The sequence below is a fragment of the Bacillus sp. OTU2372 genome (genome assembly GCF_038440275.1).
In the GTDB taxonomy this organism is placed as follows: domain Bacteria; phylum Bacillota; class Bacilli; order Bacillales; family Cytobacillaceae; genus Neobacillus; species Neobacillus bataviensis_B.
In genome coordinates, this window is record NZ_JASATK010000038.1 from 26,336 (window position 1) to 38,327 (window position 11,992).

The 11,992-nt window shown below is 39.2% G+C and carries 9 protein-coding genes and 1 pseudogene; 5 read left to right on the forward strand and 5 right to left on the reverse strand.

Features of this window, described 5'->3' with window-relative positions; all coding sequences use genetic code 11:
* Window positions 1–64 precede the first annotated feature (64 nt).
* Window positions 65–883 (reverse strand): cobalamin-binding protein, encoded by an 819-nt coding sequence (locus AAHB15_RS28495; RefSeq protein WP_342043798.1) that lies wholly within the window; start codon window positions 881–883, stop codon window positions 65–67.
* Window positions 884–1,213: 330 nt separating this feature from the next.
* Window positions 1,214–2,116, reverse strand: coding sequence for a LysR family transcriptional regulator (locus tag AAHB15_RS28500; RefSeq protein ID WP_335574668.1), 903 nt, complete (start codon window positions 2,114–2,116; stop codon window positions 1,214–1,216).
* Between the two features lie 133 nt (window positions 2,117–2,249).
* Here AAHB15_RS28500 and gltB point away from each other — a divergent pair, with 133 nt between their 5' ends.
* From gltB to AAHB15_RS28515, 3 genes are all read left to right on the forward strand, one after another.
* Complete coding sequence (gene gltB, locus AAHB15_RS28505; protein ID WP_342043799.1) at window positions 2,250–6,797, forward strand: glutamate synthase large subunit; 4,548 nt, start codon at window positions 2,250–2,252, stop codon at window positions 6,795–6,797.
* A gap of 17 nt (window positions 6,798–6,814) precedes the next feature.
* Window positions 6,815–8,281, forward strand: a complete 1,467-nt coding sequence (gene gltD / locus AAHB15_RS28510) for a glutamate synthase small subunit (RefSeq protein ID WP_144566921.1) — start codon at window positions 6,815–6,817, stop codon at window positions 8,279–8,281.
* Between the two features lie 296 nt (window positions 8,282–8,577).
* Window positions 8,578–9,135, forward strand: a complete 558-nt coding sequence (locus AAHB15_RS28515; RefSeq protein ID WP_335574670.1) for a CBO0543 family protein — start codon at window positions 8,578–8,580, stop codon at window positions 9,133–9,135.
* 241 nt (window positions 9,136–9,376) lie between these two features.
* Here the strand turns inward: AAHB15_RS28515 and AAHB15_RS28520 are convergent, their stop codons facing one another.
* On the reverse strand, window positions 9,377–9,910 hold the full coding sequence (locus tag AAHB15_RS28520; RefSeq protein WP_438825830.1) for a Ger(x)C family spore germination C-terminal domain-containing protein: 534 nt from the start codon (window positions 9,908–9,910) through the stop codon (window positions 9,377–9,379).
* Window positions 9,908–10,228 (reverse strand): annotated as a pseudogene (locus AAHB15_RS30350) (Ger(x)C family spore germination protein); the annotation flags it as partial. The pseudogene AAHB15_RS30350 and the gene AAHB15_RS28520, both read right to left, overlap by 3 nt.
* Window positions 10,229–10,632: 404 nt before the next feature.
* Between AAHB15_RS30350 and AAHB15_RS28530 the strand changes: the two are divergent.
* Window positions 10,633–11,001 (forward strand): hypothetical protein, encoded by a 369-nt coding sequence (locus tag AAHB15_RS28530; protein ID WP_335574673.1) that lies wholly within the window; start codon window positions 10,633–10,635, stop codon window positions 10,999–11,001.
* Window positions 11,002–11,039: 38 nt separating this feature from the next.
* Complete coding sequence (locus AAHB15_RS28535; protein ID WP_335574674.1) at window positions 11,040–11,360, forward strand: antibiotic biosynthesis monooxygenase; 321 nt, start codon at window positions 11,040–11,042, stop codon at window positions 11,358–11,360.
* Between the two features lie 158 nt (window positions 11,361–11,518).
* Here the strand turns inward: AAHB15_RS28535 and AAHB15_RS28540 are convergent, their stop codons facing one another.
* The gene (locus AAHB15_RS28540; RefSeq protein ID WP_186446563.1) at window positions 11,519–11,758 is read right to left on the reverse strand and encodes an HPr family phosphocarrier protein; all 240 of its coding nucleotides are present in this window, start codon (window positions 11,756–11,758) and stop codon (window positions 11,519–11,521) included.
* Window positions 11,759–11,992 lie beyond the last annotated feature (234 nt).

The following is an 11,992-nucleotide window of genomic DNA, read 5'->3' on the forward strand; positions in this document are numbered from 1 at the left end:
TTCTTTTGTATTAATTGGGAGTTTAACAAAAGAAGGGAAGCATAAGAACCGCTGCTTGCTTCCTTCAAGAATTCATTAATATGTCATTACCATTATTGTAGATTGGATAAATATCAGGATGAAGGAGATATGCAATTTGCGCCAGCCCGTTCAACAGCCGGGGGGATGGCCTGCAATAAAGAGGTTCATCGAGAATGTATAATTGATTATGTTGGACCGCATTCATTTGGTCCCAACCAGGACGTTTTAGAATTACTTTCGGATTTACCTTATTTTTATGAACACCTACCCAAACCACACATATGACATCTGGATTTCGTAGCTTTACGTCTTCCCAACTCGTTTGGACGCTTGCTTCCGCCTGATCTTCAAAAACATTTTGTCCACCTGCAAGTCTGCTTACTTCTGTGAGCCAGTTCCCAGCACCTGGAGTAAAGATCGGCTTCGCCCACCACTCCCAATAAAGTGTTTTTTTTGTATCTACTCGATGGCTTAAAGAGTCGTAGTATGTAAGAATTTGAGTAAATTTTTCATACAGTTGTTTTGCTTTGTCATAGGTCTTGGTTACTTTGCCGACAAACAAAAGACAGTCACCGACTTCTTGTAAGGTTTGTGGATTTGGAACAATTTCATATGGGATATTGCGTTTTTTAAGCTCTTTAATATTTCGTTCCATTCCCGGAACGGAAAGGGAGGCTAAGACCAAATCAGGCTTTAAGTCTTCTACTTTGTCCATGTCTATTTCTAAATCTGGTCCGAGCCTTGGTAATCTATTGATTTCTTCAGGCCAATCAGAGAAATTATCTACGCCGATTAATGAGGCTGTTAACCCTAAATAAACGATTAATTCGGTATTGCTGGGACAAATGGAAATCAGTTTCAACAAAATACCCCCCGTCAAAACAATCTTCTAACTATTATTATAAAACCATTCTTTTTTATTACCAATTAACCGAGCCTTGATTTAAGGTATACAAATAATTTCTGTAGATAACAGCAGCTGGTGGTACCGGCGGTGGTGGAATAATTGGAACTGCTATCGGTTTATACCACGGATGGTAGTAATGTAAATATATGTAATGATACATATAGATCAACCCTTCCATTTTAGTTACAGTAGATTATGAGACCACACCCAAATACGATTGGATAAAAGCCTATTTTATGTCATTAAAACATTTTTAGAAGCAGGAGAACCGTCCCCGCGCTCCCCTTATTTATACTGGTCCAGCCTGTTGAAAAATTGGATAAGAAATTTATAGAAGTTCTTTTCGGCTGGTGCTAGGTCTCTGTGTTTTGGAATTATGACCCCGACTGTACGCATCGCCTTTGGTGTTTCTATCGGTACTTTGACTGTGAATCGGGGAATAGAGTCATAGAAGGTGCTCTCTGGTAGTAGGCTAACGCCGATTCCTGCAGAAACAAGACCTTTTAATGCATCCATATCCTCTCCTTCGGACGTAATGTTTGGTTCAAACCCTGCCTCATGACAGGCCTCGACAGCAATTTTCCGAAGGACATATCCCTTTGGAAATAAAACAAAAGAATCTGTACGCAACTCACCTAAAGACAGACTTTTTCGTTCATTCAAGGGGTGATGATTAGGTAGCAAAGCCACGATATTTTCCATAAAAAGAATTTTAGCCTCTAAATCAGGATCCTTCATGGGGACAGGGCCGAGAAAGGCTAAGTCGATTTCGCCGTTTTTCACTGCATCAATCAAGTAAGCATAAGAACCTTGACGTAAATGGAAGTTCACATTGGGTACATCCTTCTTATAAGCTGAAATAACAGTTGGGAGCCAATATCTGGCGAGACTTGTAGGATAACCAATTTTAATTGTTCCTGCTTGGGGATCTAGATATTCGTCGACTTTTTCCTTTGCTTCATCCAGCGTCTTTAAGACACTTTTTACATATTGTAAAAAAATAGTTCCGATTTGTGTCACCTTAATATTTCTTCCGACCCGTTCTAACAGTTTAACCCCTAATTCCTCTTCTAGTTTTGTGATTTGATAGCTGACGGCTGATTGTGCAACGTTTAGATTTTCAGCAGCCTCTGTCACATGCTGCCGTTCCGCTACTTCAATAAAATATCGTAATTGACGAAGCTCCATTTAGTGATTCTCCTTTATCCATATAAAAATCAGATTAATTTAATATAAATTATATATTGTTTGTATCATTAAGGTAACCTAAAATGAGTTTATATGCAATATTTCGACAATAATCAACAGGGAGAGATTTTATATGACGTATCATCAACTACCTAAAGCACAAGGTCTCTACCGTCCTGAATTTGAACATGATGCCTGTGGAATTGGCTTATATGCACACATCAAAGGGAATGCCACTCATGATATTGTGGCTAAAGGACTAAAAATGCTTTGTCAATTGGATCATCGCGGCGGACAAGGGAGTGACCCACTAACAGGCGATGGCGCGGGACTTATGGTTCAAATCCCGGATTTATTTTTCCGCCAAGAATGTTCAACTATGAACTTACCTGAACAAGGGAAATACGGCGTGGGGATGTTGTTCTTCTCAAAGGATGATGCGCAACGGGAAAAAATAGAAACCTATATTAATAAATTGGTCGAACAAGAGGGGCAAACAGTGCTTGGCTGGAGAACAGTTCCTGTCAATGCCGAAAATATCGGGGTAACTGCACAGGAAAGCTGTCCTGTCGTTCGCCAGTTGTTTGTAGGTGCCAACGAAAATAATACGGATTCACTAGCTTTTGAACGAAAGTTGTACGTGATTCGTAAGCAGGCAGAAAATTGGGCAAAGGAATCCGAATACCGTTTCTATTTTGCTAGTTTTTCAAGCAGAACTATTGTTTACAAAGGACTATTAACACCTGAGCAAGTTGATCAATTCTATTTGGATTTACAGGATGAGAATTTTGTTTCTGCGTTTGCTTTAGTGCACTCACGCTTTAGTACAAACACATTCCCGAGCTGGGAAAGAGCCCATCCTAACCGTTATTTAATTCACAATGGTGAAATTAATACCCTTCAGGGGAATATTCACTGGATGAAGGCGCGTGAAAGTCAATTCGTTTCTGAGGTGTTTGGATCTGATTTGGGAAAAGTACTGCCAATCCTTGATACTGATGGAAGTGATTCCTCCATTTTAGATAATGCACTTGAATTCTTGGTACTTGCTGGAAGAAAACCAGCGCACGCAGCCATGATGCTTGTTCCTGAGCCATGGTCTGAAAATCCTCATATCACAGAGGAAAAGAGAGCTTTCTATGAATATCACAGTTCCTTAATGGAGCCTTGGGATGGTCCGTCTGCTATTTCTTTTACCGACGGAAAACAAATTGGCGCTATTTTGGATCGGAACGGTCTACGTCCGGCCCGTTACTACGTGACAGAAGATGATTACATTATTTTCTCATCAGAGGTTGGCGTCATCGATGTAGAGCCAGAAAAGGTGTTATACAAAGAGCGTTTGAGCCCAGGGAAAATGCTATTGATTGATTTAGAAGAAGGAAGAATTATTTCCGACGAGGAAATTAAATCACAGTTGGCAAACGAACAGCCATATCAGCAATGGCTAGACGAACAGCTTGTTCGCTTGGAAGAAAAAGTAGAAGCGGAAGGAGAAGTTCCGGCAAATTTACTTACCCTCCAAAAAGCTTTCGGCTATACGTATGAAGATATTCAAAAATATATCCTTCCTGCTGTAAGTGAAGGCAAGGATCCGCTTGGTGCGATGGGAAATGACATGCCGCTTGCGGTATTGTCAGATCGTCCACAGAACTTATTTAACTACTTTAAGCAATTATTTGCCCAAGTAACTAATCCGCCGGTTGACTCAATTCGAGAAGCAATTGTTACTTCAACAATTTCTTATCTAGGAGCGGAAGGAAATCTACTACATCCATCAGCAGAAAATTGCCGTCGGATTCAGTTGGAGACACCAATCCTAGCGAACAGCCAGCTTGAAGTATTAAAGAATAGCGAAGCATTTAAGAGTAAAGTGATCGACATCTTGTTCACTGAGAATTTAGAGAACAGCTTGAATGAAGTTTGCCGTCAGGCTGACGAAGCGATTGCGGAAGGTACTAGTTTGATTATCCTGTCTGACCGTAACATGAGTGAAAATAAAGTGGCCATTCCTAGCGTTTTGGCAGCGAGCGCCCTTCATCAGCACTTAATTCGTGAAGGATTAAGAACGAAGGCTAGCATCATTGTTGAAACAGGGGAAGTAAGAGAAGTTCATCATTTCGCCGTTCTACTTGGATATGGTGTTGATGCGATTAACCCTTATCTTGTATTCGCTACTTATCAGGAAGCTGTTCAGGAAGGAACTTTATCTTTCACGTATCAAGAAGCGGTTGAAAAATACTTGTACGCGATGACCGAGGGTGTTGTTAAGGTCATGTCGAAAATGGGTATTTCAACGGTTCAAAGTTACCGTGGAGCGCAAATTTTTGAAGCAGTAGGGATCAGCTCTGATGTCATCGACCGTTACTTCACTGGAACCGTATCTCAGCTTGGCGGTATTGGTTTAGAAACCATCGCCCAAGAAGCGAAACTTCGCCATGCGGATGCGTTTAAGGAAACGACTGACAAAACATTAGAATCAGGAAGTAACTTCCAATGGAGACATGATGGTGAACACCATGCGTTCAATCCAGGCACTATCCATACTTTACAATGGGCTTGCCGCAATGGTGATTATGATCTATTTAAAAAATATTCGGATCTTGCGAATGAAGAAAGACTTGGCTTTTTACGCAACCTATTCTCCTTTAATGGTTCCAGACAAGCTGTGCCAATTGAAGAAGTAGAATCAGTTGATTCGATCGTCCGCCGCTTTAAAACAGGTGCGATGTCCTTTGGATCAATTAGTAAGGAAGCACATGAAACATTAGCGATTGCCATGAACCGTTTAGGCGGAAAAAGCAACTCGGGTGAAGGCGGGGAAGATGCAAGCCGCTTTGTATTAGATGAAAATGGTGACAACAGAGGAAGTAAGATCAAACAGATTGCTTCTGGCCGTTTTGGTGTAAAGAGTCATTATCTAGTGAATGCCGAAGAGCTGCAAATTAAAATGGCACAAGGTGCAAAGCCTGGTGAAGGCGGTCAATTAATGGGTAAAAAGGTTTATCCTTGGGTTGCCGACGTCCGTGGGGCAACACCTGGCGTAAGCTTAATTTCACCGCCGCCGCACCATGACATTTATTCGATTGAGGATTTGGCTCAGCTGATCCATGATTTGAAAAATGCCAATCGTGATGCCCGCATTAGCGTTAAGCTAGTTTCAAAAGGCGGCGTAGGAACCATCGCTGCCGGCGTAGCTAAAGCGGTAGCCGATGTCATTGTCATCAGTGGTTACGATGGTGGAACAGGTGCATCACCGAAAACGAGCATTCAGCATGCCGGATTGCCTTGGGAGCTTGGATTAGCAGAGGCGCACCAAACGCTTATGTTAAATGGTTTGCGTGACCGCGTAGTACTTGAAACAGACGGTAAATTAATGACAGGTAAGGATGTTGTCATGGCAGCCTTACTAGGAGCAGAAGAATATGGCTTTGCTACTGCACCGCTTGTGGTTCTTGGCTGTGTGATGATGCGTGTTTGTCATTTAGATACTTGTCCAGTTGGTATTGCGACTCAAAACCCTGAGCTTCGTAGAAAGTTCACAGGCGAGGCCGATTATATCGTTAACTTTATGCGCTTTGTTGCACAAGAAGTACGTGAGATCATGGCAGAGCTTGGTTTTAGAACAGTTGAGGAAATGGTTGGCCGCACAGATGTTCTAGCTGTAAGTGAGCGTGCAAAAGCACATTGGAAGGCGCAGCATTTAGATTTAACTGCTTTACTTCACAAGCCTGAAGGAACGCGCACGTTTAAACGTCCGCAAAATCATAGAATTGACGAAACTCTTGATATCAAACACATTCTACCGGCTGTTCAACCAGCATTAGAGCAGGGAACACCTATAGATATTACTTTCCCAATTACAAACGTCAACCGTGTAGCTGGTACGATTGTCGGAAGTGAAATTTCTAAACGCTACGGTGAAGAAGGTCTTCCAGAGGATACGATTACTTTAAGGTTTACTGGTTCTGCGGGGCAAAGCTTTGGAGCCTTTGTACCAAAAGGAATGACTCTTGAGCTTACTGGAGACGTGAACGATTATGTTGGTAAAGGTCTGTCTGGCGGAAAAATAATCGTCAAAGCAGATAAACATACAAAGATTGCTTCAGGTGAAAATGTCATCGCCGGAAATGTCGCCTTTATCGGGGCAACAAGCGGTGAAGCTTATATTAACGGCCGTGCTGGTGAACGTTTTGCCGTTCGTAACAGTGGGGTTAACGTTGTTGTTGAAGGAATTGGCGACCATGGTTGTGAATATATGACTGGCGGACGTGTGGTTATCTTAGGTGATGTTGGTAAAAACTTCGGTGCAGGTATGTCCGGCGGAATTGCCTATGTCTTAACTGATGATAAGGATGCATTTAAGCATTTATGTAACCAAGAATTAATTGAATTTGAAACAGTATCAAATCCTGCCGATCAAGATGAGTTAAAACAGTTAATCGAGAACCATTTCGCGTTTACAGGAAGTGTGAAGGCGAGCTGTGTTCTAGAAAACTGGGAAGAGTGTGTCAGAAAATTTGTCAAAGTCATTCCAAAGGATTATAAACGAATGATCCAATTGATCGAGGAGCAAAAACTAGCAGGCTTATCGGAAGAAGAAGCTGTAATGAGTGCCTTTTTAGCGAATTCCGGAGCATTACCAAAACCATCTAAACAGCAGGAAGCTGCAATCCGCTAAGAAAGGGGAAAAGGAAAATGGGGAAAACAACTGGATTTATGGAATATGCTCGTGAAAAAGTTGGAGAAAGAGATCCTCTAACACGCCTAAACGACTGGAAAGAGCATAAAGTTCCTTTTTCTGATGAAAAATTAAGTATACAGGGGGCGCGGTGTATGGACTGCGCCACTCCTTTCTGCCATATCGGCATGGAGATTCAAGGAGCCACATCTGGCTGTCCGATTCACAACCTGATTCCGGAGTGGAATGATCTGGTTTATCGTGGTCGCTGGAAAGAAGCACTTGATCGCCTGATGAAAACGAATAATTTCCCTGAGTTTACAGGACGGGTATGTCCGGCTCCGTGTGAAGGTTCATGTACGGTAGCAATTTCCGACCCGGCCGTAACTATCAAGAATATTGAACAAGCGATTATTGATAAAGGTTTTGAAAACGGATGGATCACACCGAGGATTCCTACTTCACGGACTGGAAAAAAGGTAGCAATTATCGGTTCTGGCCCTGCAGGAATGGCTGCTGCTGATCAGCTAAATCAAGCAGGTCACTCAGTAACTGTTTTTGAGCGGGCAGACCGTCCTGGCGGCTTGTTGATGTATGGAATTCCGAACATGAAGCTTGAGAAAGAAGTCGTAGAACGACGGATTCGTTTATTGACTCAAGAAGGTATCGACTTCGTTACAAATACAGAAGTGGGCAAAGATATTACAGCTGCAGAACTTCAAGAACAGTTCGATGCCGTTATTCTTTGCACAGGTGCGCAAAAGCAGCGTGATTTAGTGATTGAAGGCCGTGAAGCAAAGGGCATTCACTTTGCGATGGACTATTTGACGCTAGCGACGAAAAGTCTACTAGATTCAAATTTTGAAGATGGGGAATTTATCGATGTAGAAGGCAAAGACGTCATCGTTATTGGTGGTGGAGATACAGGCGCCGACTGTGTGGCAACAGCGCTTCGTCAAAAATGTAACAGTGTTGTTCAATTTGGTAAGCATCCACAATTACCTGTTGAACGGACTTCTAATAATTTATGGCCAGCATATCCGAATGTTTTTACAATGGATTATGCATATAAGGAAGCGGAAGCAAAATTTGGGGAAGATCCTCGTCAATATTCCATTCAAACGAAGAAAATCGTTGCTGATGAGAATGGGAATCTGAAAGAGCTTCACACCATCCAAATGGAGAAACTTAAGGATGAAAATGGCCGTTATTATTTTAAAGAAATCCCAGGCACTGAAAAAGTATGGCCAGCCCAGTTTGTGTTTATCGCAATTGGTTTTGAGGGAACAGAGCAGCCATTGTTGAACCAATTTGGTGTGAAAGCAGTCAACCAAAAGGTTCAAGCTTCATACGGTGAGTTCAAAACAAACGTTGAGGGAGTTTTCGCTGCTGGCGATGCCAGAAGAGGACAAAGTCTTATCGTTTGGGCGATCAACGAAGGACGCGAAGTCGCACAAGAAGTCGACAAATACTTGATGGTCTAAAAAATCCCTCTGTTTATAGATTGATTAGAAAACTATAGTTTGTCACTGATTTAAACAGCAACAGGCATCATCGTTTTTGGATGTTGCCTGTTTTTATTGCTTAATGCTAGGAACTTAAATTGTTCATTTTCAAATGACAGTCCATTATTCCTATTTTTACGATAGTATTTCAAATTTAATAGTAATTTTTAGTTTCAATGGGGAGTCTAGTTAAGAATAGGTAATAATCAGGGGTGTAGAGAGAAGTATAAAAATGTATACCTGAATGAATTTATTCAATAACAAGGAGGAGAGTGATGGAGAGTTTTAAAAAAATAGAACAGACCTATGAAGAACTTAGAACGATGTGGTTAGATTACTGGTTTGAAGAAGTGTTTTTGACCTACCAGTGGTGGATTGAAGTAGTGATCGTTATTTTATCACTGTTTCTGTTTTGGAAATTTATCGATCAATCTCGGTTAAGAGAAATCAGTCTAGTTGGATTTATTACAGCAGGAATTGCTTTTATTTTGGACCAAATCGGTACATCTCTAGGTTTGTGGATTTATCCTTATACTTTAACTCCATTAGAAAGAGATGAGTTTGCCCCTGCAGACTTATCTATTGTTCCCCTTTTTTACGTCATGATTTATCAGAAATTTTCTACGTGGAAAAATTACATAATAGCCATTATGATTTATGCGTTCATCGCTTCCTTTATAGGAGAAAGCTTCTTTCAAATGCTAGGAATATACAAAGTGATAAATTGGAATCACATTTACTCTGTTCCGTTCTATATCTTAATTGGAATATTTGTAAAGATGGTTCTTCAAAGATTAAATTCAATTGAGTTTTATTATAAAGGGAAGAAATAAATTTTACTTCTAATGATTAAGGGGGGATGGCTATTGCTATCCTTTTATTTCATGATGCTAACATAAGCCAGTTTTAACTAAATAGAATAAAAAAAACGCCAGTCGCGGCGTTTTAGCGTAAATATTATTGATTAAATGTAATTTTAAAAAATTAATACCTCCAAGGATATTCGACGGCAGATACTAGCACATGTAACTTGTTTAATGTTAAATTAGAACTCATTTGAATTCTTTCAAATCATTACTCCACAGTTCCAGTTTGTTGAATTTCAACTTTAGCATGTACAAGAACTTTTACTTGGGGATACAGTAAATTCCATTTTCGTTCATTAAATCGATGATCATGTTCTTTATATTTTGCTCCCAAACCTAATGTGTCCACTTGATGTTTCTTAAATTGCGAAACAATTTTTAAGGAATTCTTCTCTAGTATTTGTTCAATTTGTTTTTGTATCTTTTGTTTATTAATAGGTACTCTTTGTTTCTTTGGAGAAGAAAACTCTTGAAGTCTAGTTCTCATTTTTAAGTAGACAGTAAATTCTGGTCTGCCTTTTACGATTTTCACTTTGTACTTTGCTTTTGAATGAAGGATATCTAAAACGACCTTTTCACCATTATTTAAAATAAATTGGTGTAATCCATGTTTGTATTTATCAACCAGTCCTTTGAATATGAAAAGATCGTCCATAGATAAAGAAGATACAAATTGATCATCTTTTAATATTGCCAAGCCATTAATCTTGATCGAACCTTTTTCCTTTTTGATTATTGGCAAATAGGGATGCTGTCCTACTTGTGAAAATTGAAATAGAAAGGTGTGTAAATCAGTACGTGGAAGTTGTCCAGATTCCATATTTTGATCAAGCATTTCTTGTAAAAAGATGGAGATATTCTCTTTTTTTAATTTTTAAGCATTTAATATAACAGTAGCATCGCCATCTACAATCGCCATTTGAACAAGGCTTCCAATTGAGGGGTCACGGTTTAAGGTGTCTACAAAATCATTAATCCCTTTTTTTGATAATTTTCTGCCGTATAGTGCCAAACGGAGCTGCCCACTTTCCAATGGATATCTAGTTTCATTATTTATCATTGCACGAACCTCTTAGCTTGATTGCCCCGTGCCTATTTTGATTTCCGTAGTAGAAGATTTGTCCTTTTTAAAAATTGGAATGACGAGTGTCTCTTTTATTCTGTTGTCAGAAGCCAGATCAAAACCTATACCCTGTGACATGTTAATTTCATTTACAATTTTGAGGCTTTTAATCCCAATAGTTCTTTTGGGATGGAATTCTTATGGACTGTCAATATGGCAGTCTTTTTTAAATTGTCCTAACTAGCTGAGCTATTGTAAACCCTATGTTTTTTAGTTTAAAAAAATAAAAACATAAAATTTACACATTATGTTATTAAATTCATTTGACTTCACGTATACAATAGTATACATTATTAATATAACTTAATGTATACGATTGTATACACGAAAGGAGCTTAATTATGAGAAACGATGAATTTAAAGATAAAGACAACCACCATAGAGGTAACCGTCATAAAAGAGACCACGATCATCACCATCGCGGGGCGAAAACGTTCCGACGAGGAAGAGCGATTGCATTTTTAGAGATGATGAATCTTAAACGTTCCACCTTAAAGCAACAAATTAATGCTCCAGAATTTCAATCCATTGATCAAATTTTAATCGGTGAACTAAAGGCAATTGAAATGGTCATTAACGAATTTGTTCAATTATTCGAACTCCACGAATTTGAAGCAAATGAAAAAGATCTTAAAGAGACAGAAGAAGAGGTAACTCCTTTTTTAGTCGCAAACGAGACTCTAGATGACACTCAGGTAAAAGATGACTAATCAAGATATCATTAAAATAAAAGGTGGGGGATGATTATTTGTTCATACAATTAAGAAAAATAACAGTTGCAGAGGGAAATGCAGAAAAGGTCATAAAACAATTTAGCGGTGAAGGCATGATTGAAAAACAAGAAGGCATTATTGATGTAACAGTTATGGAGAAAAAAGTTCGCAAGGGGGATGAAGAAGTAATCGTTATGATCCGATGGGAATCAGAGGAATACTGGAAGCAGTGGGAAAAGAGTGAAGCACATATAGCCAACCATAAAGCAAACCTTGGTAAGCCCAAACCAGAATTTATTTTGAATACAGAGGTTGGGAGATATGAAGTAAAGGCCGTCAAAAAACCAGCTAATTAACATATAGGAGCCATTGGTATGCAGTGTAGTATCCTTAAAAACTCATTGCATGAAAAAAAGCAGAGCTAATTCATATATGAATACTCTGCTTTTAACTTCAAAAAATAAGGGCTTTTTTGCTGGGCGGGAATCCTCTTTTCACAGGAATGGTTCATTATTCATATCAATAAATTTATGATTGCCTTTAGTGCCTCTTCATCGTCGTCTCCTTTAGTTATGATGGTCACGTCAATTCCAGCTCTAACTATGGTTAGGACACCAATAATACTTTTGGCATCGATCGTGAAATTTGTCCCTCTGATTTTAATATCGCTTTCAAATTTATTGGCAGTTTTTATAAACTTAATTAATTCATCTACAGATAAGTTTTTTTTAACCTTAATTTCCTTCACTCTCATGTTCATTCTTCTCCTGTGAAATGCTATTTAGTAAATAACAATTTTCCGAAAAAATATTTTTGAAATCCTCCCTCTTATTTGTAATGTTATTAATTTTCTACATTTAAATTACTTTTTCCTGCAAATTTTAATCATTTGAAAAAGCCGATACTAAAAGCAATAAGAAAGGAGGATTTTGATGGATCAAACGAAACAAAGGACCTTCTCTGTTGAATATGAGTTAGGCGGGGTCAC

Bases quoted from the DNA above. Each gene is read 5' to 3' on its own strand.
- AAHB15_RS28540 (WP_186446563.1), bottom strand. From the start codon at position 11,758: ATGAGAGTGAAGGAAATTAAGGTTAAAAAAAACTTATCTGTAGATGAA.
- AAHB15_RS28530 (WP_335574673.1), top strand. From the start codon at position 10,633: ATGAGAAACGATGAATTTAAAGATAAAGACAACCACCATAGAGGTAAC.
- AAHB15_RS28515 (WP_335574670.1), top strand. From the start codon at position 8,578: ATGGAGAGTTTTAAAAAAATAGAACAGACCTATGAAGAACTTAGAACG.
- gltB (WP_342043799.1), top strand. From the start codon at position 2,250: ATGACGTATCATCAACTACCTAAAGCACAAGGTCTCTACCGTCCTGAA.
- AAHB15_RS28500 (WP_335574668.1), bottom strand. From the start codon at position 2,116: ATGGAGCTTCGTCAATTACGATATTTTATTGAAGTAGCGGAACGGCAG.
- gltD (WP_144566921.1), top strand. From the start codon at position 6,815: ATGGGGAAAACAACTGGATTTATGGAATATGCTCGTGAAAAAGTTGGA.